Origin of the sequence: Amycolatopsis nalaikhensis, from assembly GCF_030264295.1 — a bacterium.
Lineage (GTDB): Bacteria > Actinomycetota > Actinomycetes > Mycobacteriales > Pseudonocardiaceae > Amycolatopsis > Amycolatopsis nalaikhensis.
Genome location: NZ_CP127173.1, coordinates 4,955,743 through 4,977,901, shown reverse-complemented (window position 1 = coordinate 4,977,901; position 22,159 = coordinate 4,955,743). Strand labels below are relative to the sequence as shown.

The 22,159-nt window shown below is 73.6% G+C and carries 13 protein-coding genes; 4 read left to right on the top strand and 9 right to left on the bottom strand.

What is annotated here, in order from left to right:
* Positions 1 to 93: 93 nt before the first annotated feature.
* Positions 94 to 1,662: a DUF6801 domain-containing protein gene (locus QP939_RS24660; protein WP_285459175.1), complete on the bottom strand. Its 1,569-nt coding sequence runs from the start codon at positions 1,660 to 1,662 to the stop codon at positions 94 to 96.
* A gap of 253 nt (positions 1,663 to 1,915) precedes the next feature.
* Here QP939_RS24660 and QP939_RS24655 point away from each other — a divergent pair, with 253 nt between their 5' ends.
* Positions 1,916 to 2,851, top strand: a complete 936-nt coding sequence (locus tag QP939_RS24655; RefSeq protein ID WP_285459174.1) for an ATP-binding cassette domain-containing protein — start codon at positions 1,916 to 1,918, stop codon at positions 2,849 to 2,851.
* Positions 2,848 to 3,681, top strand: a complete 834-nt coding sequence (locus QP939_RS24650) for an ABC transporter permease (protein WP_285459173.1) — start codon at positions 2,848 to 2,850, stop codon at positions 3,679 to 3,681. Before QP939_RS24655 ends, QP939_RS24650 begins: the two co-directional genes overlap by 4 nt.
* A 69-nt stretch (positions 3,682 to 3,750) precedes the next feature.
* Here the strand turns inward: QP939_RS24650 and QP939_RS24645 are convergent, their stop codons facing one another.
* Genes QP939_RS24645 through QP939_RS24625 form a run of 5 tightly spaced genes read right to left on the bottom strand, consistent with a single transcriptional unit; the run spans position 3,751 to position 15,506 of the window.
* A complete protein-coding gene (locus QP939_RS24645; RefSeq protein ID WP_285459172.1) occupies positions 3,751 to 4,863 on the bottom strand; it encodes a glycosyltransferase in 1,113 nt (370 codons plus the stop codon).
* Complete coding sequence (locus QP939_RS24640) at positions 4,860 to 5,636, bottom strand: alpha/beta fold hydrolase (RefSeq protein WP_285459171.1); 777 nt, start codon at positions 5,634 to 5,636, stop codon at positions 4,860 to 4,862. Before QP939_RS24640 ends, QP939_RS24645 begins: the two co-directional genes overlap by 4 nt.
* Complete coding sequence (locus tag QP939_RS24635; RefSeq protein ID WP_285459170.1) at positions 5,624 to 5,911, bottom strand: acyl carrier protein; 288 nt, start codon at positions 5,909 to 5,911, stop codon at positions 5,624 to 5,626. The genes QP939_RS24640 and QP939_RS24635 overlap by 13 nt, the downstream gene beginning before the upstream one ends.
* Entirely contained in the window at positions 5,908 to 9,753 is a 3,846-nt protein-coding gene (locus QP939_RS24630; protein WP_285459169.1) for a beta-ketoacyl synthase N-terminal-like domain-containing protein, read from the bottom strand. The genes QP939_RS24635 and QP939_RS24630 overlap by 4 nt, the downstream gene beginning before the upstream one ends.
* Positions 9,750 to 15,506 carry a type I polyketide synthase gene (locus QP939_RS24625; protein ID WP_285459168.1) on the bottom strand — a complete coding sequence of 1,919 codons (5,757 nt, stop codon included), beginning with the start codon at positions 15,504 to 15,506 and terminating at the stop codon, positions 9,750 to 9,752. The genes QP939_RS24630 and QP939_RS24625 overlap by 4 nt, the downstream gene beginning before the upstream one ends.
* A 206-nt stretch (positions 15,507 to 15,712) precedes the next feature.
* Here QP939_RS24625 and QP939_RS24620 point away from each other — a divergent pair, with 206 nt between their 5' ends.
* Together QP939_RS24620 and QP939_RS24615 are read left to right on the top strand one after the other, a co-directional pair.
* Positions 15,713 to 16,498, top strand: a complete 786-nt coding sequence (locus QP939_RS24620; protein WP_285459167.1) for an SDR family oxidoreductase — start codon at positions 15,713 to 15,715, stop codon at positions 16,496 to 16,498.
* Between the two features lies 1 nt (position 16,499).
* Entirely contained in the window at positions 16,500 to 17,465 is a 966-nt protein-coding gene (locus QP939_RS24615) for an aldo/keto reductase (RefSeq protein WP_285459166.1), read from the top strand.
* Here QP939_RS24615 and QP939_RS24610 read toward each other — a convergent pair.
* The 3 genes from QP939_RS24610 to QP939_RS24600 all read right to left on the bottom strand — a co-directional run bounded on the left by QP939_RS24610 (position 17,457) and on the right by QP939_RS24600 (position 22,099).
* The gene (locus QP939_RS24610; protein ID WP_285459165.1) at positions 17,457 to 20,066 is read right to left on the bottom strand and encodes a CHAT domain-containing protein; all 2,610 of its coding nucleotides are present in this window, start codon (positions 20,064 to 20,066) and stop codon (positions 17,457 to 17,459) included. The genes QP939_RS24615 and QP939_RS24610 overlap by 9 nt on opposite strands.
* 100 nt (positions 20,067 to 20,166) lie before the next feature.
* A complete protein-coding gene (locus QP939_RS24605) occupies positions 20,167 to 20,313 on the bottom strand; it encodes a hypothetical protein (RefSeq protein WP_285459164.1) in 147 nt (48 codons plus the stop codon).
* 655 nt (positions 20,314 to 20,968) lie between these two features.
* On the bottom strand, positions 20,969 to 22,099 hold the full coding sequence (locus QP939_RS24600) for a serine hydrolase domain-containing protein (RefSeq protein WP_285459163.1): 1,131 nt from the start codon (positions 22,097 to 22,099) through the stop codon (positions 20,969 to 20,971).
* Positions 22,100 to 22,159: the final 60 nt, after the last annotated feature.

The window sequence follows — 22,159 nt, the reverse complement described above, 5'->3', positions numbered from 1 at the left end:
GAACGATCCTTTCCGACGCTACTGACGGTTCTCGTTGTGCCACAAGGGTTTTCGAATTCTTGTCACGCGGGTCTGCGTTTCCGCGCGACCACTTCACTTCTTGGTGAGGGTCACTTCCAGCTTGTTGCCGGGGCCGGAGGTGATGGCGCTGATCAGCCCGGTCAGGAAGCCGCACCCGCTGAACCGCGGGATGGCGTACGTCGCGGTCAGCGTGCCGCCCTTGAGCGGGTCGAACCCGGGCGCCGAGACGAGCGGGATGTCGGCGGGCTTCGTCGTGTGGCACGAGGTCGAGCAGAGGATCGGGAACCCGAACACGCGGACCGTGGTCAGGTGGATGTCGACCTTCGCGTTCGCCTTGACCGCGCCGCCGGTGAGCGTGCCGTCGATGCTGCCGACCTGGTCGAGCCGCACCGTCGCCGACGCGGGGATGAACCCGAAGACGCGGAAGTCCACACTCGACTTCGGCAGCTTGAGCTGGGCGCCGAACTTGCCGGACGCGGCGTCGAGCTTGGCGTCGAGGGTGCCCGGGCCGAGCGGCAGCGTGGCGTGCAGCTGCTTGAGGACCGACTTGCCCTTGACCGAGTACTGGACCTCGACGCCGGTCGGTGGCGTGGTGGTCGTCGGCGTGGTCGGCTCGGTCGTTGGAGTCGTCGGCTCGGTGGTCGGGGTCGTCGGCTCCGTCGTCGGCGTGGTCGGTTCCGTCGTCGGGGTCGTCGGCTCCGTGGTGGGAGTCGTCGGTTCCGTGGTCGGAGTCGTCGGCTCGGTCGTCGGAGTCGTGGGGTCCGTCGTGGGAGTCGTCGGCTCAGTGGTCGGAGTCGTGGGCTCCGTGGTGGGAGTCGTCGGCTCGGTCGTCGGAGTGGTCGGTTCCGTCGTCGGAGTCGTCGGTTCCGTCGTCGGAGTGGTCGGCTCGGTAGTCGGAGTCGTGGGCTCCGTCGTCGGCGTCGTCGGCTCGGTCGTCGGAGTGGTCGGCTCAGTGGTCGGCGTCGTCGGCTCCGTGGTGGGCGTGGTCGGGGTCGTCGGCGTGGTCGGCGTCGTGGTGCCGCCCGCCGGCTTGATCTCGAACGTGCCCAGCTGCTGGTTCTGGCCCGGGACGGCGACGCAGTCCGAGGTGAACGTGCCGAGGTCGGTCGGCTGGCCGTCCGCGGTGCGCGGGGTCATCGTGGTGCTGAAGTTGCCGACGGTCACCGACGCGGTGCCCGGGCTCGGGAACGTCACCGCCGGCGCCTTCCCGCTACTCTTGACGTGGAACGCGCCCGACGGCGGCACCGGCGTCGACGGGATGGTCAGCGGCAGGTTCAGGTTCAGCGTCTTGTCGACGGGGTACTTGAGCGTCGCCGCGGCCTTCGCCGAACCGTCCAAAGAGGTCGCGCCGACCAGCGCCAGCCCCTCGGTCGCGGTCTCCGGCACGGTGACGTCGACGTCGAAGGTGATCGGCGTCGACGCGGCGCCCGCGACGGCGTTGTCGGGCAGGTTCGTATCGATCTTCACCGACAGGACCTGGTCGCCGATCAACGGGAACGGGCAGTTGTAGTTCAGGGTCAGGCTCACGGGCGCGGCCTGCGTCGGCCCGGCCCCGACGAGCGCGACGGTCGCCGCGACCCCCGCGACCGTCGCCGCGGCCAGGCCGTAGGCGGGCTTTCTCGACTTCCACGAAAATCTCACGGCTCGTCACCTCGGGGAATGGGGGAATTTCCAGGAAAACTACCGCCGCGATTCGACCCGAACAAGCGGCCTCGAATTCTTTGTCACCCGCGGTGGATCGCCGTCCTCGCGAACGGTCATGCAGGTCAGCCCTTGTCACGTGCGGACGATCGGCGGTCGCGAAAATTGTCACGCGCGCGGCGGGTGGTCACGATCTTCTTGCCCGCGCGACCCGCGTCCCGTTACCTTTTCCCGGGCAGGGAAAGGAGCGGCCATGAACCAGCCGGTCATCGCCGTGACGGACCTCGCGAAACAGTACGGCGAAGTCACCGCGCTCGCCGGGATCAGCCTCACCGTCGCCCGCGGCGAGGTCTTGGCGGTCCTCGGCCACAACGGCGCCGGGAAGACCACGCTGATCGACATCCTCAGCACGCGCGTCCGGCCGAGTGCGGGCACCGCCCGGGTCTGCGGCTACGACGTCGTGCACCGCGGCCGCGCGGTCCGCCGCCGGATCGGGGTGACCGGGCAGTTCGCCGCGGTCGACGACGCCTTGTCCGGCCGCGGCAACCTCGTGCTGATCGCCCGGCTGCTGGGCGCGAAGCCGCGGCAGGCGCAGGCGCGGGCGGCCGAGCTGATCGCGTCGTTCGGCCTCGAGGACGCGGCCGACCGCCCGGCGGGCACGTACTCCGGCGGCATGCGGCGGCGGCTGGACCTGGCCGCGGGGCTCGTCGGCGCGCCGCAGGTGCTGTTCCTCGACGAGCCGACGACCGGGCTCGACCCGGTGAGCCGGTCCGGGCTGTGGGCCGTCGTCGAAGAGCTCGCGGCGCGCGGCACGACCGTCGTGCTGACGACGCAGTACCTCGAGGAGGCCGACCGGCTGGCCGACCACGTCGTCGTCCTCGGCTTCGGGCACATCACGGTGTCCGGGACGCCGGCGCAGCTCAAGGCGCGGCTGGGCAACCGGACGGCGACGCTGACGTTCGGCACCGAACTGGCGTTGCGCCGCGCGGTGGACGCGTTGGCGCGCTTGGGGATGTCGGCGGGCCGGACCGGATTGGTCCTCGCGGTGCCGTTGACCGGGCCGGGCGACATCCCGGTGCTGGTGCGCGCGCTCGACGCGGCGGGCGCGCCGCTGCGGGACCTGACGGTCACCGAGCCGACGCTCGACGACGTCTACCTGTCCCTGCACCGGACGGCGGTGGGCTGGTGACGCAGGCACGGCACCGCGCGGCCGTGGCCGCACTCGGGGACCCGGCGGCCTGGCCGGAATCCGGCTTCTGGACGCAGGTCCGGGTGCTGGCGGCGCGGTCGTTGCGCACGGCGTTCGGCGACCGGCGGCTGGTCTTCTTCGGACTGGTGCAGCCGGTGGTGCTGCTGTTGTTGTTCAGCCAGGTGTTCAGCGGCGTCGGCGCGTTGCCGGGGGTCGCGGCGTACCAGGGTTACGTGAACTTCCTGGTACCGGCGACGCTGGTGAACATCGCGATGACGACGGCGATGAGTTCGGGAGCGGGCCTGCTGGCGGAGATCTACGGCGGGTTCACCGGACGTCTCCGGTGTCTGCCGATTTCGTTGTTCTCGGTGCTGTTCGCCCGCACGCTGTCGGACTCGGCCCGGCTCGGCGTCCAGCTGGTAGTGACGGCTTTGGCGAGCGTGGTGTTCCTGGGGTTCCGCCCGGCGGGCGGGGCGCTCGGTCTCGGGTCGGCGCTGGTGCTGACGATGGTGGTCGGCTGGTGCCTGAGCTGGGTGTTCGTGGCGATCACGACGTGGCTGCGCAAGGCCGAGACCCTGCAGGCGGCGTCGTTCGTGGTGATGTTCCCGCTGATGTTCTCCTCGAGCGCGTACATGCCGCTGGACACGATGCCGACGTGGGTCCGCGCGGTCTCGGCGGTGAACCCGCTGACGTACGCGATCGACGCGACCCGGGCGCTGGCGCTGGCCCGGCCGCTGGGCTGGTCGTTGGCGGCGGCGCTGGCGATCGCGGCGGTGGCCGCGGTGGCGGGCAGCACGCTGGCGGCCCGCACGTTCCGCAACCGCGGCTGAAGGGGACTTTCAGTGCATGTGGTGAGCTGAAGGGGACTTTCCTCGCATCAGATGCGATGAACGTCCCCTTCAGCCCAGCGCTTCCAGGTGGGTTGCCGCCTCTTCCGCGCCACCCGCCGCCGAGAACGACGCGCGGATGCGGGCCGCGCCTTCCGCGTACGCCGGGGCCGCCTCGATCGCCTTGCGGATGTCCGCCGCCTTCGCGCGGTCGAACCGCAGGCGCACGCCCGCCCCCGCCGTGACCACCTGCTGGGCCAGCATCGACTGGTCGTCGCGGATCGGCGCGACCGCCAGCGGCACCCCCGCCGCCAGCGCTTCGCACACCGTGTTGTGCCCGCCGTGGCACACCACCACCGAGGCGTGCGCGAACACCGCCACCTGCGGGATCCGCCGCACCACCTCGACACTTTCACTGATCAAGTGCCCACCGGGGTCGACGACCAGGCCCTGCACGGCAGGCATCCCGGCCAGCGCGTCGACGCTCTCCGCCAGGAACCGCGTCCCGGCCGAAGCGTTCGACGTCCCCAGCGTCACCACGACCAGCGGCCGTCCGTCCGAACCGGACCACTCACCCGAGGCCGAAGCCGGAGGCAGCGCCGGGCCGACATACGACACCGGCACCGCCAGCCGCGACTCGCCCGCCAGCGCCTGGGTCGTGAACGCCAGCACCAGGTGCGGCGAGAACCGCAGGTCGCCGAGCAGCACGCCGTGCCTGGCGCGCAATCCCGCCTGCAACGCGGAAACCCACGACGCGATCTTCGGCAACGACCCCAGCGGGTCGGCCAGCTCGGTCGACGTCGACGCCGACGTCGCCCACGGCAACCCGCACCGCGCCGCCACCAACGCTCCCGCCATCGCCTGCTGGTCCGCGACGACCACGTCCGGCTCGAAGGCGTCGACCGCCGCTGCCACCCCCGGCACCATCGCGTCGGCCAACGGCACCAGGTACGACTCCCACAGGTACTTCAGCGCGGCGAATCCCCGCAGCTCCGGTGGCCGCAACGCCAACGCGAACGGCCCGGAGTCCCCGGCCGGGAAAACGTGCCCGGAGACCAATGTGGACACCTCCGGCTCGGGACCGCACCAAGCCACGGCATGTCCGCGCGCCGACAGCTCCGAAGCCACCGCGCGCAACGGCGCCACGTGCCCGGCCAGCGGCGGGACGACCAGCAGGAACCTCACGCCGCGTGCCGTTCGATCCACTTGAGCACCAGCTCGCGCACCTCCCGGTGCTGCTCCACCAGCACCGAATGCCCCTGCCCCTCGAACACGTGCAGCTCCCCGTTCGGCAGCAGCGACGTCAGGGCTTCGAGGTCGTCGGCCTGGTAGCCGTGACTGCCCAAAATGGACAGGACCGGGCACGCGATCGCCGCCACCTGCTCCCAGGTGAGCAACGGCCCGAGCGGCACCTCCTCGGCCATCTTCGTCGACGTGATCCGCTCGGCCGCCATCCGCGCGAGCCGCCGGTGGTGGGCGCTGAAGTTCGCCTCGATCCAGTCGAAGCTCTCCTCCACCTGCAGGAACTTCACGGTGTGCGCGAGGATCTGGCTCATCTTCTCGGCCCACACATCGGTCGCGGGCTCGGATTCGATGCACACGATGCTGCGCACCCGGTCCGGGTTGGCCACGGCGTAGCTGTAGGCGAGCGTGCCGCCGAAGCTGTTGCCCACCAGGTGCACCGGCCGGTCGACGCCCAGTTGGCGCAGCAGGTCGTCGAGGTCGGCGACGAAGTCCCCGAGCGTGTAGCCGCGCTCCGGGCGCTCGGTCTTGCCGTGCCCACGCAGGTCGTAGCTGATCACGTCGACGCCCGCGGCCGCGACCGGCGGCGCCAGCGTGAGGTAGAAGCTCGCCAGGCTGTCCGTGCCCATGCCGTGCAGGAACACCACGGTCTCGGTGCCGCCGGCGGGCACGAGCTGCACGTTGGTGCGCAGCCCGTTGACGGTCATCGTAGGCACGTGCGCTCCCCCACGAACCGCGCGATGTCGCCGACGGTCAGCCCGATGACGTCGTCGAGGTCCTTCTCCGCCAGGTACTCGGCGAGGTTGACCTCCGCGCCGAAGTGCTCGGCGAGGATGCTCGCGAAGGTCACCAGGTCGATGCTCTCCAGCTGCAGGTCTTCGTGGAACGTCGTGTCCGGGGTGATCTCGACGCCGAGCACCTCGGTGTCGCCGACGAGCTCGGCGAGCAGTTCGGCGACGATGTCGAAGACGGACGCGGGGGCGGTGGTCATGGCTGGCTCCTGAGTTCGGCGGTGGCGGTTTCCCCGGTCAGCTCGACGGCGACGGCGAGCGCGGGCAGCACCCGGCCGTGGCGGCCGGAGATCGTGCCGTCGTCGTGCACGCGGATCTCCGCCGGGTAGACCGGCTCGGCCAGGTGTGCGCGGACGGCGTCCTTCGCCGCGATGCGCCGCAGCAGCCAGCCGCGCTGCCGCAGCGGCGGCACGGCGGCGAACTCGGCGCGCTCGGCGGCGCTGAGGTAGATCCCGGCGTAGATGTCCCGGGCGGCGACGGTCGGCCAGCGGTCGGTGACCGTGACGCGGCCGTCGTCGTGGCGCTCGGCCAGCAGGTGCCGGTCGGGGAAGGCGTACACGCGGTGGGCGGCGCGGTCGCAGGGGAACCGGACGTCGCGCCAGCCCTCGATGCCCGCGAGCACCCGCCCGTCCCGGACCAGCTCGGCGTCCATCTCGAGCACGTCCGGCCGCGGCAGGCGGACCCGCACCAGGCACTCGAGCCGCGTCCCCGGCTCGGGTTCCGGGCCGTACCAGGTGAGCCCGCCGATCGAGCGCGGGAAGGCGAGCAGGCCGTCGGACCGGGTGGCCATCAGCCAGCAGCCGAGGAGCTGGCCGACGTTGTCCAGCAGGCCGCCGGGCGCGGACGGCACCACCAGCTCGCCGCGGATGTGCTGCTCGCCGAGGCCGGTCAGCCGGGCCAGGCCCTGGTAGGCCGGGCCGTGGAACATCTCTCGCCGCGCGTAGATCTCGGCCGCGGTCAGCGGTGGCGTGGTCTCCGGCCCGGGTGGCGCGGTCGGCGACGGCGGCGGTCCGAAACCGCCCAGCTCGACGGTCATCAGCGCGTACGGCCCGATTTCGACGGTCACCCGGTCGCCCTCGCGGCTCATCGACACCGGCACCCGCTGGGCGGGCGACGCGATCAGCCAGCGGCTGAACACCGCGTCCCGCACCGCGACGGCCTTCGTGCCCGGCCAGGTGCGTTCGGCGGCGCGGCAGGCGAGGTCCACGAGCGTCGTCGCCGGGACCACCGGCCGGAAGTCGGACTCGTCGGGCCAGCCGTCGCGTTGCCGGAAGAACCGGTGGTCGCGCAGGTACGGCATCGCCGCGAGCGATACGTCCACAGTGGACTCGGTACGCCGGCGCGCGGCCGCCGCGACGACGTCGGCCGCGCTCCGCCGGGTTTCGGTGAGCAGCGCGGTGAACTCGGCGACGATCGCGTCCGGCACCCCGGCGGGCAGCTCGGGCAGCGGTTCGGTATCCAGCAGGCCGCAAGCCGATTCGCCCAGTGACAGCAGGGCGTTGCCTGTGTTGAGCCGGATCCGTTTCGGTTCCAGGGCGGCGAAGTCGGGGTCGCCGCCCTCGGTCCACAACGCGGTCGCGACGCGGTGAAGCTGCGCGAGCCCGGCGCGCGTGCCGGACGCGGCCGCGACCACCAGGTGCCGCCGCTCGCCGAGGGTGTCGGTGACGAACGAGCCGAGCTGGCCCGCGCCGACCTGCACGAACGCCCGGAACCCCGCCTCGTGCAGGGCTTCGGTGAGCTCGCGGAACCGGACCGGGCGCAGCAGGTGGTCCAGGTAGAGCGCGCGGACCTCGGCCGCGGCCGCCGGGTACGGCCGGGTGGTCGTCGCCGACCACACCGGCAGCGCGGGTGCGCGCAGGTCCAGTTCGGCGACGAGCCGGGCGAACGGCGCCAGGTGGGGTCGCATCAGCGGCGTGTGGAACCCGGACCGGAACGGCAGCGTCCTGGCGACGATCCCGAGGCCGCGGCAGGTGGCGGCGAACCCGGCGACGGCGTCGGGCGGCCCGCACACGATGGTCTGCTTGGCCGCGTTCTCGTGGGAGATCACGAGCTCGCCGGTGAGCAGCTCCGCCACCCGCGCGGCCGGGCAGCCGAGCACGAGGTAGTCCGCTTCGGGCAGCGTGAACCCCTCCGGCCAGTACCGTTCCAGCAGGTCCGGCTCCGCGCGGTACATCCCGGCGGCCTGCATCGCGGTCCACTCGCCGACGCTGTGCCCGGCGAGCGCGTCCGGCCGGATCGCCAGCCTCCGCAGGGCTTGGTCGAGCAGGAGCCCGGTCGCCGACACGCTCGTCGCGCGCGCGGGCACGGTCGCCGTCGACCACTGTGGACGGTCGAGCCCGAAGTGCCGGGCGACGTCGTCGAGGCGCGGCTCGGCGTCGGCTTCCAGGCCGGGGTACAGGAACACGGTCTTGCCACCCCGCAGCAGCGGGTCGACGCCGCACCAGACGTCGGCGCCGCCGTGCCACGACCGGCCCTCGGCGGCGACCTTGGCGATCACCTTGCGGGCGGTGGCGAGCTTGCGGTCGTCGGGGCCGACGATCCCGATCCGGCACGGGCCGGCACCGACGTCGGCGCCAGGCCGGTCGAGCCGGTCCAGCAGTTCCTCAGGGGTCGTCGCGGCCAGGCGCAGCACGCGTTCCGGCTCGTCGACGCGCACCCGCCGCTTCGGCGCCGGGTCCCCGGCTTCGAGCACGACGTGCGCGTTCACCCCGCCGAACCCGAACGCGTTGACCGCGGCCACCCGGGGCAGCACGCCCCACGGCTCGGCCTCGGCCAGCACCCGGAAGCGGGTCTTGTCCAGCAACGGGTTCGGGTCGGCGCAGTGCAGGGTCGGCGGCAGCACGCCGTGGTGCAGCGCGAGGGCCACCTTGACCAGCCCGGCGACCCCGGCGGTCGGCAGCGTGTGCCCGATCATCGACTTGACCGAGCCGATCACCGCGCGCGGCCCGTCGGCCTGGCCGAAGACGTCGGCGACGGTGGTCAGCTCGGCCGCGTCCCCGGCGGGGGTGGCGGTGCCGTGGGCTTCGAGGAGGCTGATCCGGGTGGGGTCGAGACCGTCCCAGGCCCGGCGCAGGGCCAGGGTCTGCCCGGCCACCGACGGGCTGAGCAGGCCTGCGCCCCGGCCGTCGCTCGACGTGCCGCTGCCGCGGACCACGGCGTACACGCGGTCGCCGTCGCGCCGGGCGTCGGCCAGCCGCTTCAGCACGACGACCGCGGTGCCCTCGCCGATCAGCATGCCGTCGGCGGCACGCGAGAGCGGGCTGATCCGCTGGCTCGGCGACAGCGCGCCGAGCTGGGTGAACAGCGACCAGAGCGTGTCGTCCTGCGTCTGGTGCACGCCCCCGGCCAGTACGACGTCGCAGCGGTTCCGAGTGAGCTCCGAGATCGCCTGGTCGACCGCGACCAGCGAAGACGCGCATGCGGCGTCCACTGTGTACGCCGGGCCGCCGAGGTCGAGGCGGTTGGCGACGCGGGCCGCGGCGAGGTTCGGCACCAGCCCGGCGGCGGTCTCCGGCCGGAACTCGCCGAGCGGCTCCAGCAACGCCGTCCGGAGCCGGTCGAGCACCTCCGGCCCGGCCGCGGGCAGCAGCTCGCCGACCGTGCGGGTGATCTGCCGGACCGTGCGGACCCGCTGGTCGAAGCCCTGCAGGCCGGGTGAGAGGTAGCCACCGCGGCCGAGCACGACGCCGATCCGCTCCGGGTCGCCGAGCCTGCCGAGGCCGCCGGCGTCGTCGACCGCCGCCGCGGCGACGGCGAGCGCGGTCAGCTGGTCCGGCTCGGTGCCCGCGAGCGACGTCGGCGGCACGCCGTGGGCGACCGGGTCGAAGTCGAGGGTATCGGCGGTGAAGCCGCCGCGGCGGCCGTGCGTCCGGTCCGGGCCGGTGCCGTCGTGGCCGTGGAAGGCGGGGTCGCGGCGGTGCGGCGGGACGTCGGTGACGGCGTCGGTGCCCTCGACGAGGTTCCGCCAGTACTGGTCCACTGTGGACGCGCCGGGCAGGAACACGCCCATGCCGACGACGGCCACCGGCTGCTGCTGGCTCACCACAGCGACGCCGTGTAGAGCACCGCGCGGTCCGTGCCGTAGGCGAGCTCGCGCAGCAGGGCCGCGGTGCCCTCGCCGGGGTCGAGCAGGCCGACGTCGCGACGTTCGTACTCGCGCGCCAGCTCCGGCGACACCATGCCGCCGTGGTCGCCGCCGGGCGCCCACGGTCCCCAGTGGACGGTCACCGCGCGGCCGCGCCAGCTCGTGCCCAGCGCCTCCAGCGCGTCGTTCGCCGCGGCGTAGTCCGTCTGCCCGCGGTTGCCGAGCACCGCGGCGATGCTGCCGAAGAACGCCAGGAACCCCGGCTCGGCGCCGTGCTCCTCAAGCGCGGCGAGCAGGGCCAGCGTACCGTCCACTTTGGTCTCGTAGACGGTCCGGAACGACGCCTCGTCCTTGTCCGCCATCAGCTTGTCGTCGATCACCCCGGCGGCGAAGACGACCCCGTCGATCCGGCCGAGGTCCTTCACCAGGTGGTGCACGGCGTCGGCGTCGCGAACGTCCAGCGCCCGGTACTGGGGCACGCCGCCCGCGGCGCGGACCTCGTCGAGGGTCCGGCCGATCTCGCGCTGGGCCAGCATGGTCTTCACCCGGCGTTCGATGTCGGCGACCGAACCCCCGCGCCCGGCCAGCACCGCGCGCATCGCGGCGGGGTCGGCGGGCAGGTCGTCCGGCTCGCCCGGCCACGGCGTGCGTCCCGCCAGTTCGATCCGGCAGCCGGCCGCGGCGAGCGCGACCGCCGTGCGCGCGGTGATCCCGCGGGCCCCGCCGAGCAGCAGCACCACCGAGTCCGGGCCCAGGCCCAGCGCGGCCAGTTCGCCACCGCCGGGACCGGCGCCGGAGTAGGCGATCGACGGGAGGTCGGCGGGTTTCGGTTCGATCGTGAAGCGGCCGCCGTCGTCGTGGCCGACCACCGAAGGGCCGTCGCTGAGGGCCTCGTCGACCAGGACCTTCGCGACGTCCTGCGTCACCTCGACCAGCCGCGTGACGCCCTCGCGCTCGAGCGCGGCCGACCGCACCAGGCCGCGGAGCCCGGCCGTACCCGGCTCGGCCGCCACCAGCACGGTCCCGCTCAAGCCCTTGAGCCGCGCGAACACGTCCGGGACGTCGAGACCGGCGGCCAGGACGACGGTGATGTCCGCGGCGCCCGCGACGATCTCCGCCCCGGCGCCGGTGAACGCGGCGCGCACGGCGTCGTCGTCGCCGAGCACCGCCACGGACTTGCCGCGCAGCCGCTCGGGGTCCGGGTCGAGCGGCACCGGCACCCGTTCGAGCCGGTACCGGGTGGGCGCGGTGGCCGCGGGTGCCGGGTTCAGCCAGCTCTCCAGGTGCGCGGTCAGCGCGTTCGCCGTGCGGTCGCGGCTGAGCTGGTCCGTGCGGTCGTCGGCGGGCAGGCCCAGCCGCGACAGCAGCGTGCCCGCGATCTCCGTGCGCTTGATCGAGTCGATCGACAGGTCGGCCTCGAGGTCGAGGTCGCCGGCGATCATCTCGGCCGGGTAGCCGGTGCGCTCGCTGATCACGCCGATCACCGTGCCGAGCACGTCGGCCTCGGCTTCCGGTTCCGGTTCGGGCTGCGGCGCGGGTTCTTCGACCACCACCACGGGCGCGGGGGCGGCCACGGGCACCGGGGCGGGCGCGCTGCCCAGGTAGCCGAGCATGACCTCTCGCTGCGCCGCGACGAGTTCTCGGGTGGTGCGCAGGAAGTCGACGATCGCCTGGTCGCGGCCGGGGGCGGGCTGGGTCATGGCGGTACTCCGGATTCTGCGTGCCGGGGGCAGGGCGGGGGCCTCGGCGCCGGGCGCGCGGGCGGACCGCCCGTCGACGGCCCAGGCGGTGGGGGACGGTTCGGGACGCGGGGGCCGCGTCAGGCGCTCGGTGCGGACGTCGACGCCCGCCTCGGCGAGCCGCGCCAACGCGGCCAGGAAGCCGTTCAGGTCGGGCCCGCAGGCGACGACGGTGTGCGGGCGCTCGCCGAGGATCTCCGCGACCAACCGGGACAGCACCCGGCCGGGGCCGACCTCGACGAACGTCCGCGCGCCCGCCGCGTACATCGCCTCGACCTCGTCGAGGAACCGCACCGGCGCGCCGATCTGCGCCGCGAGCTCGCCGCGGACGTCGGCGTCGTACGGCCGGGCCGAGCGGTTCGACCACACCGGCAACCGCGGCTCCACAATGGACTCCTGCGCGAGTTCCGCCGCGAAGGCGTCACCCGCGGCGGCGACCAGCGGGCTGTGGAACGCGCACGCCACCGGGATCCGCTTGGCCGCGATCCCGGTCTCGCGCAGCCGCCGGATCGCGCGTTCGACCGCGGGCACCGGTCCGGACAGGACGACCTGCTCGGGCGCGTTGTGGTTGGCCACCACGACGTCCGGGCCGATCAGGGTCGGCGTGAGGGCGTCGCGCGGCGCCTTGACCGCGGCCATCGTGCCGGGCTCGGCGACGTCGGCGATCGCCTTCGCCCGCGCCCGGCTCAGCCGCAGCAGGGTTTCCGCGTCGAAGGCACCCGCGACCGACAGGGCGACCAGCTCGCCGTAGCTGTGCCCGGCCAGGAAGTCCGGGCGGACACCGACCTGGTCCAGCAGCCGCGCGACCGCTGTCTCGACCAAGCCGAGCGCGGGCTGCGCGACGCGGGTGTCGGTCAGCGCCGCTTCCTGGGCCGCGACGGCGTCGGCGTCGAAAGCCCGGGGAGGGAACGCTTTCTCCGCGACGTCCGGGGCGAGCCGGAGCAGGTCGGCCAGCTCGGGGAAGTGTACGAACAGCTCGGCGAGCATGCCGGGGCGCTGGCTGCCCTGACCGGGGAAGAGGAACGCGATCTTGCCCGGGTCGGCGTCCGCGCGCCGGATCTCCTTCAGCGTCTGTTCGGCTTCCGCGGGCCAGTCACGCGGGCCGTGCCGCCGGTCCGGGGCGACCGGCCCGGCGGCGAGCACGGCGTGGAAGTTGGTGCCGCCGAAGCCGAACGCGCTCACCCCGGCCAGCCGGGCCGGGTCCGCCCACGGCCGCGCGGCGGTGGTGAAGGTGAACGGGCTGGCCGCCGGGTCCCAGGCCGCGTTGGGCTTGGCCAGTTGCAGGGTCGGCGGGACGACCTCGTGCCACAGGGCCAGGGCGGCCTTGATCAGCCCGGCCAGCCCGGCCGCGCACTTCGTGTGGCCGATCTGGCTCTTCACCGAGCCGAGCACGCAGCTGCCCGGCTCGGCACCGGCGTCGGTGAAGAACCCGGTCAGGGTGCGCAGTTCGGTCGCGTCGCCGACCACCGTGCCGGTGCCGTGCGCCTCCACCAGCCCGACGTCCACAGGGGACACTCCCGCGTCGCGGTAAGCGCGTTCGAGCGCGCGGTGCTGGCCTTCGGGGCGGGGTGCGGTCAGGCCGAGCGCCTTGCCGTCGCTGGCCGCGCCGACGCCCTTGACCACGGCGTAGATCCGGTCGCCGTCGCGCTCGGCGTCGGAGAGGCGCTTGAGCACCAGGCAGGCGACGCCTTCGCCGAGCGCGATCCCGTCGGCGGCCGCGTCGAACGGGCGGCAGCGGCCGGTCGGCGACAGCGCGCCCGCCGAGGTGAACATCAGGTAGTCGTGGATGCCGTTGTGCAGGTCGACGGCGCCGCAGAGGACCAGCTCGCTCGTCCCGGCCCGCAGCTCCTTGGTGGCGAGGTCGAGCGCGGCCAGCGACGAGCCGCAGGCGGCGTCGACCGTGTAGTTCGCGCCGCCGAGGTCGAGCCGGTTGGCGATCCGGCCCGAGATGACGTTGGCGAGCGTGCCGGGGAAGGTGTCCTCGGTGGGTGCGGGCAGCTGGGCCAGGAGTTCGGGCGGCACTTCGTCGAGGTAGCCGTCCAAAAGGGACCGCAGGGTGCCCGCGTTGGCGAGGTCGCCGCCCGCCTCCGCGCCGAACACGACGCTCGTGCGTTCGCGGTCGAACGGCCGCTCGGCGTACCCGGCGTCGGCCAGCGCGCGGCGCGCGGTCTCCAGCGACACGAGCTGCGCCGGGTCGATGGCCCCCATCGCCGACGGCGGGATGCCGTAGTCGAGCGGGTCGACGGCCACCGGCGGCAGGAACCCGCCCCACTTCGACGTGGACTGTCCGAAGTAGACCGCCGGGTCCCAGCGCTCCGGCGGCACCTCGGTGACGGCGTCCTCGCCGCGCAGGATGTTCGACCAGAACGCTTCCAGGTCGGGCGCGCCCGGGAAGGTACAGGCCATGCCGATGACGGCGATGTCCTGCGAGTCCGCGTCCGCTGTGGGTTCCGCTGGGCGCCTGAACGTCCGCCCCGACGTGACTTCACGGTGCAGCTCGGCGATCGTGGTCCGGCGGTCGCGCAGCACGGCGACCTCACCAGCCATGTACATGCCTTCGGCGAGCTGGGTTTCCGCGTCGAGCGGCGCCCCGTCACGTCGGACGCCCTTGCTCGCGACGCGCAGACGTCCGGTGTTCAGTTCCTCGAGCCGTTGCCAGGCTTCCTGCGCGGGCAGGTCGTGAAGACTCGCCTTGACCTGCTCGAACTCCGTCGTGTACGGGCTGGGCAGGCACCGCGTGCGGTGACCCGGCGCGGTTTCGAGGGTGACGGTCGAGTCGGCGGCGAGCGCGCGCTCCTGGAACAGGCCGCTGATCGCGCCGTGCGTCACGGCCTCCTCGGTGAACAGGTACGCGGTGCCCATCAGGAGGCCGACGGCGTCGAGCGGCGCCGCCATCGCGCGGACCACCGCGGCCGAGCGAGCGTCGTGGATCCCGCCCGCGAACAGCACTTCGACGTCCTTCGCCGCGCCGAGCACGGCCAGTTGTTCTTCCCACAGCTCGAAACTCGACCGCGGGCCGACGTGCCCACCGCATTCCGCGCCCTCGAAGACGAACCGGCGGACCCCGGCGTCGAGGTACTGGCCGAGCAGGACCGGCGACGGCACGTGGAGGAACGTCGCGATGCCCTCGACTTCGAGGGCCTTGGCCTGTCCCGGTTTCCCGCCCGCGACGAGCACGCACCGCGGCCGGGCGGCCCGGATCGCGGCGAGCTGCTCGGCGCGCAGGTCGTCGGGGACGAAGCCGAGGATGCCCGCGCCCCACGGCCGGTCGCCGAGGCGCTCGGCGGTGCGCGTGAGCAGCTCGGTGGTCCGCGCGCCGGTCGCCGTGGCCACCGCGACGAACGGGAAGCCGCCCGCCTCGGCGACCGCGGCCGCGAAGCCCGGCTGGTCGCTCACGCGCGTCATCGGGCCCTGGATCACCGGCAGGGCGCTGCCGAGCGTCCGGCAGAGCCGGTCGGACGGCGTCGGGGTGGGCACCTCGGCCCCGACGATCCGGCGCGTGATCTCTTCGGCGTCCACAGAGGACTGCACGACCACCCCGGCCGCACCCCCGGCGAGAGCGCCGACCGCCGTCCGCGGCCCGGCCACGGTGCCCCACACCAGGACGTCGAAGGCGTTGAGAAGTTGTTGCAGCAGCACGAAGTCGCTCAGCTCACCGCCGCGCGCCACGAGACCCAGCGCGCCGCCGCGGACCGCCTCGGCGGCGGTTTCGGCGTCGGCGACTTCGGCGAGCGCCCCCGCCCAAGGAGCCGTCGTGCGGACGGCGAAGGCCGCACCCTCGGGCAGCGGGCCGTTCGTGCGGACGCCGTAGGGCACCCGGACCCGGGCGGCGACCAGGCGCAAGTCCGCCGGATCGGCGCCGTCGAGCACGCCGAGACCACCGCCGCGGGCGGTCGCGGCGACCGCGTCGGGGTCGCCGAAGTGGAGGCACCGCAGCCGTCGAGCGTGCGACGGCGGGACGAGCTCGGCCATCGGCGGACCTCCTGTGCGCGGGGTGGGGCGATCATCAGAAATAACGCACCCGGCCAGTGAAACGCAATACTCGTGCTAATGTACGAAACCGTGGAACACGGCACGATCATGGGTCTGACCAGCACTTTTATCACCCGCGTCGCAATCGGGAAAAGCAATTCCCGCACGCACGTGACAATTTGCCGCCGAAAAAACCTGGAGCCCGCGTGGAACTGACCGGACGAGTGGTCGTGCTGACCGGCGCGGCGCACGGGATCGGGGCGGCGATGGCCCGCCGCTTCGCCGCGGAGGGCGCGGCGGGGGTGGTCGTGTCCGACGTCGACACCGCGGGCGCCTCGCGGGTGGCCGCGGAGATCACGGCGGGCGGCGGCCGGGCCGCGGCCGCGGCCGCCGACGCGACGTCCAAAAAGGACCTGAAGGCCCTGGTCGCGACGGCCCGCACCGAGTTCGGCCCGGTGGACCTGTTCTGCGCCAATGCGGGCGCCGCGTTCGGCACGGGCGTGCACGCGGCGGACGAGCAGTGGGCGAAGTCGTGGGAGCTGAACGTGATGCAGCACGTCCACGCGGCGCAGGTGGTGCTGCCGTCGATGCTCGCCCGCGGCGAAGGGTATCTGCTGCTGACGGCGTCGGCGGCCGGGTTGCTGGGCACCCCGGGCGACGCACCGTACTCGGTGACGAAGCACGCGGCGGTGGGCCTCGCGGAGTGGCTGGCGATCACGTACCGGCCGCGCGGGGTGCGGGTGAGCGCGCTGTGCCCGCTCGGAGTGCGAACGGCCCTGCTCGAGCCGGGCATCGCGGCGGGCCACCCGGCGGCACTGGCCATCGCGGCGGCGGCCCCGCTGCTCGAACCGGAGGACGTCGCCGAGGCGGTGGTCCACGGGCTCGGCAAGGAGGAGTTCCTGATCCTGCCGCACGAGTCGGTGCGGGAGACGTTCGCCCGCAAGGCCCGCGCGGTGGACGCGTGGATCGACGAGATGGCCGTGGGAGGCTGACGTGGAATACCGCAGGCTCGGCCAAAGCGGCCTCGCCGTGAGCGAAATCGCCTACGGCAACTGGCTTACGCACGGCGCCCCCGGCTGCGTCGAAGCCGCACTGGACGCCGGGGTCACGACCTTCCACACCGCCGCGGCCTGGGACGGCGGCGCGGCCGAAGAAGCCTACGGCGCGGCCTTCGCCGGACTTCGCCGCGACGACCTAGTCCTGTGCACCGGCGTCTTCTGGCCGGAAGGACCCGGGCCGAACGACGCCGGGCTGAGCCGCAAGCACGTGATCGCGTCGCTCGACGGGTCGCTGAAGCGGCTGCGCACCGACTACGTCGACGTCTACCAGCTGCTGCGCTTCGACTACCGGACGCCGGTCGCCGAGACCTTCCTCGCGCTCTCGGACCTGGTGCGCCAGGGGAAGATCCGGTACGTCGGCACGTCGGAGTGGACGGCCGAGCAGCTGCTGCAAGCCCATGCGGCCGCGGACAAGTACGACGTCCCGCTGATCTCGAACCAGCCGCACTACTCGATGCTGTGGCGGGTCGCCGAGGCGCAGGTCATGCCGGTCGGCGAGCGGATCGGCGTCGGCCAGTTCGCGTCGCTGCCGCTCGCGCAGGGCGTGCTGACCGGCAAGTACCACGACGGGCGCATCCCGGCGGGCTCGCGCGCCGCCGGCCCGGCCCACGCCCGGCCGCTGCTGATGCCGGAACTGCTGGAGCGCGTGGAAATGCTGCGCGGCGTCGCCGACGAAGCCGGGCTGACGATGGCCCAGCTCGCCCTGGCGTGGACACTCCAGCACCAGACCGTCGCCGCCGCCGTGGTCGGCGCCAGCACGCCGGACCAGGTCACCGAGAACGCCAAGGCCGCCGGGGTCCGGCTGGACCTCGACGTGCTGACCCGCGTCGACCACCTGCTGGGCAGCTTCGTCCAGACCGACCCGCGGCTCGTCTGGTCGCCCCCGGCCTTCTCAGCCTGAGCCGAGGCAGACGAACGGCCGCCGGAACGGGTCGACGGCGATCGCGTCGGCCAGCGCCAGCGCCGGGCTGTCCCGGACGGCCAGCGCGCGGTAGTAGTCGTCCATCGCCGCCGCCGAGGCCAGGTCGCCGACGCGGGACAGCGGGGCGATCACCGTCCGCGAACCGCTGGCCAGCAGGGCGCTGGCGAACCCGAGCGCTTCGTCGCCCGGCCGGATCCGGTTGAGCGCGAGCTCGCACGCGGCGAAGACGACCTGCCGCGGCGGCTGCCGCAGGCCCGCCATCTCGTGGCCGAACAACGCGCCGTCGGCGAGTTCGAGCCGGGAGAACAGCGCGTTCTCCGGCTCGTGCGCGCCGTGGGCGGCGAAGTGCGCGAGCTTCGCGCCGTCCATCGCGCGCAGCACGGACTTCACGGTCGCCTTGGCGCCGGTCATGGTCGTCGCGGTGCGGTAGTGCGTGGTCAGCTTCTCCAGCTCACCGCGCGCCCCGGCCAGGCCCGGCCCGCGGACCAGCACGATCTTGCGCGCCCGCGGCGACTTCGCCAGCTCGGCGGCGAGCCACGCCGTCGCCGACGGCGCGACGACCGTGGGCCGTCCCCGCAGGCCCGGCAGCACTCCCCACGGCACGGCGTAGAGCGGCCCGGTCGGGACGATCACCAGCTCGCGGTCGCCGATGGTCTCGGCCAGCGGCCGGATCAGCTGGGCGTCGAGCTTGTCGGCCTGCTTGCGCGCCGAGGCCATGACGACCTCGGCGAGCCGCTCCGGCAGGTTGTCCGGCGCGAGGGCGTCGAGGTCGACGTTGAGCACGCGCGCGGACTCGGCGGCGGCGCCGGCGGACCCGAGCCGCACCAGCTTGCACTCGCCCCCGGCGACGACGACGGCGACCAGCTCGTCCCCGGAGGCGGCGAAGCTGACCATGGCCCGGTCCCCGAGCCGCTCGACGACCTCGTGCAGCCCGGCCACCGGCCGCGGCCGTCCCCAGCGCCCAGTGTGCCAGCCGAGCCGCTGGGCTTCGCGGAGCCGTTCGTTGTACTTCGCGCGCAGCCCGGCGATCGGGTGGCCGTCGTGCTGGGCCTCCTGGATGGCCTGGCCGAGGCCCCGCACCTCGGCGACGCGCGCGGCGAGCTCCGGATCGGTCCCGGCGGACAGCGGTTCGTAGCGGTAGGTCTGCGCCCGCGTCCGCTCGAGCCAGACGAACAGGCGCCGGGCGTCGTTGCGTTCGAGCACGAGCTTGACGGCGAGATCGGCGAGTTCCTGGCCGTGCAGGGCGGTCCCGGAGACGAGGTCGAGCCCGCCCATCCGGTCCCGGACGGCGTCGAGCTCGGTCAGGCCGGACCGGATCTCGGTGAGCGCCTTGGCCCGGCTCCCCTGCGCGACGGCGAGCTCGGCCCGGCACAGGCGCCGCAGCATCCGGTAGTCGATCGGGGTGAGCTGCCCGGGACGCGGGACCTTGGCGAGGGTTTCGACGGCGCGGTTGAGGTTGCCGCGCCGGATGTCGAGCCGGACGGCGAGCATCCGCGCGGTGGCGGCCTGGTCGGTCAGCCGGGGCAGCTGCATCTTCTCCGCGGCCCGCAGGGCCCGCGTCGGCAGGCCGCCGGGCACGACGCCGCCGCGCAGGGCGTCCCGCGTGTCGGCCTTGAGGCCGATGACCATGGCGTTCGCCAGGCAGGTCTGGCACCCCACCCGCTGCAGCCGGCGGCGCGCGGCCGCCGCGGTCTCCCGGGCGAGGTCGAGGTCGTCGGTCATCAACGCGGCCGTGGCGCGGTGCAGTTCCACGGTCGCCAGCTCGCGGGCGACGCTGACGTCCTTCTCCATCATCACGCGCACCTCGTCGAGGTGGTCGCTGGCCTCGTCGGCCAGGCCGGCGGCGAGCAGCGCCTGCGCCTGTTCCCGCCCCAGCACCGCGGGCGGGTCCATGCCGATGGTGCGGTAGGTCCGCTCGCTCTCCTCGAACAGCCGCAGCGCCTCCGGCACGTCACCGGTCCGCAGCGCGAGGGTGCCCAGGTTGCGCCGGACGTCCCCGGCGAGCGCGTGGAGCTCGTACTTCTCGGCGAGCTCGACCGCCCGGCGGAGGTCGTCGCGGGCCTGGCCGACGTTGCCGAGCAGGGTGTGCACCCAGCCCCGGGACGACAGGCTCAGCACGTAGGTGCCCATGAGCGAGCCGGGGTCCTCGGCGTGCGCCAGGCGGAACTCCTTGTGCTCGAGCGCCGCTTCGAAGTACTTGAGGCTGTCCTCGTTGCGCCCGACCGACTTCAGCCGCATGGCGTAGTTGTGGTTCAGGGCGCCGCTCAGCTCGGCGTGCAGCAGGGGCTCTTCGACGGCGCTGATGAGCAGCCGGACGTCGTCGAGCCCGGCGAGGCCCGCGGCGACGTCACCGCTGATCTCCGACCGGAGGGCCACCAGCAGGCTCGACAGGCGGATCCGCGCGACCAGCCAGTCGGTCCGGTGCTCCTCGGCGACGGGGTGGACCGCGTCGAGGAGGGCCATGCCTCGCTTGAGCAAGCGGACGCCCTCGTGGAAGCGCGCCACGCAGGAAGCGTCGGAGGCTGCTTGCTGGAGCGCTCGGACCCTCTCGATGGCCTCGACCGGGTCCAGGTTTGTCACAGGCACTCTCCTATGACAGCACAGTCCGTAGCAGAAAGAAGCCCGCCTACCGGCGAAAGATCGGCAGGCGGGCGATCACGAATCGGTCAAGCTCCGGGTCCTACTCGTAGCAGCTGGCGCTGCACTCGATGTGGACCGGGTGGTCCTTGTGGACCTTGCCGTTCTCGTCGGTCCATTCGACGACGGGGGCCGGCTCCTCGGTCGGCTCCGGAGTCTCTTCGGGCTTGGTGTCCGTGGGCGTCGACATGGTCGATCTCCTCTCCCCTGGGGATCTACACGGGGACGCGGCCGTGACGGTGAGTCCCCCTCTCGCGGGGCCCTCTCCCCGCGAACGGCCCAATGGTTGCACAACGGAGCATTGATCGGGAGGGTTTTCGCTACGGAAAGTCAGGCCAGCCTCGATGAACAGGCCAAACGTTCCGGCTGGACCGTCCTAACGGGTGAAGTCTGTAACGGCGTCCACTCCGGACGTGCACGCATGCCCGTGCGGAGTGCCGTGGTCCGCCGGACACGGCCCGGGTGCTCGGCTGCGTGCAGCGAGCCGCCCGGCGCACGCCGCTCGCGACCGGGTCGCCACGTGGTCCCGGGCCCGACGGTGCCCGCCTGGGCCGGAACCGCCGCCCCCGCGACCGAGCCGCCCGGCGCACGCCACCCGGTGCCGACCGGGTCGCCACGTGGTCCCGCCACCGGTGGTCCCGCCGGACACGGAACGGCCGGAACCGCGCCGCCGCGACCGGACCGCCTGGCGCACGTGGCTCGGCGCCGACCGGCACGGGGTCCGGCCGACCGGCTCACCGGCCGGTCAGGCCAGCTCGTGCCTCCGGGGGGAGGGCGCTCGTGCCTCCGGGGAGAGCGGCAGGTCCGCGCCCGGCGGACCGCCCCCATTCGTCCTTTGTGGACCGTCAGGCCGTCGCGGCCGCGTGGACCGCGCGGATCAGGCGGGCGTTCTCCGGCGCCGCCCCGCCGGGGAAGGCGAAGCGGCGGCGGTTGTAGCCGTACGCCAGCCCGCTGCGGGGGTCCGCGAAAGCCTGGGACCCGGCCGCGCCGCTGTGGCCGAACGCGCCCTGCCCGAGCACCGGGTACTCGTCCGACACGACCGCGAAGCCCAGGCCGAACGCGTTGTGCTTGCGGGTCGACAGGTCGTAGCCGATGGAGTGGACCTGCGCGAACTCCGCCGCCGTCGCCGGGCTCAGCAGCCCGCCGATCGCCGCCGCGTACATCCCGGCCAGCCCGCGTGCCGACGCCACCCCGCCGACCGACGCCGGGCTCAGCTGCCGGACCACTTCGAGGTTCGGCAGCTCCCACAGCTCCGGCGCCTTCGGATGGTTGCGGTTGAACGCGATGCCGGTGAGGCTGTCCGGCCCGGTCGCGTTCGCCTCCAGCTCGGCCAGCTGCTCCGGCGTCGGCAGCATCGGCAGCGTGGTCAGGAACCGCGGCTCCAGCTCCTCCGGCAACCCCAGGTAGAAGTCCAGGCCGAACGGCTGCCGGACGCGCTCCTCGAAGTGCTCCTGGATGCTGCGGCCGGTGACGCGCCGGACGACCTCGCCGGTCAGCGCGCCGATCACCAGCGCGTGGTAGCCGAACGCCGTGCCGGGCCGCCAGTACGGGCGCTGCGGGGCGAGCCGCTCGGCGATCACGCGGTCGTCGGCGATCTCCTCGGCCGTGAACCCGCCGTCGGCGCCCACGACCCCGGCCCGGTGCGCGAGCAGGTCCCGCAGCGTGACGGCGTCCTTGCCCGCGGCGCCGAACTCCGGCCAGTAGTGCGCGACGCGCTGGTCGAGGTCGAGCACGCCGTCCTGGACCAGCAGCGCGACCACCAGGTGCGCGGCACCCTTCGTCGAGGAGAAGACGCCGGTCAGCGAGTCGGCGGTCAGCTCCGGGCCGGTCCACAGGTCGACGACCCGCTCCCCGTCGAGGTGCGCGACGAGCTGAGCGGCGTAGTCACCACCCTCGGCGGCCGCGACGGCGGCGAACTCGGCTCGGACGGACTCGAACCCGGCGGCGACGGTCCCCTGGATGTGCTCGGACGACATGGCGGCTCCCTCAGTGCTCTCAACGCCTGTGCCACGGTGCAACCCCGGTGGCGCCGCGGT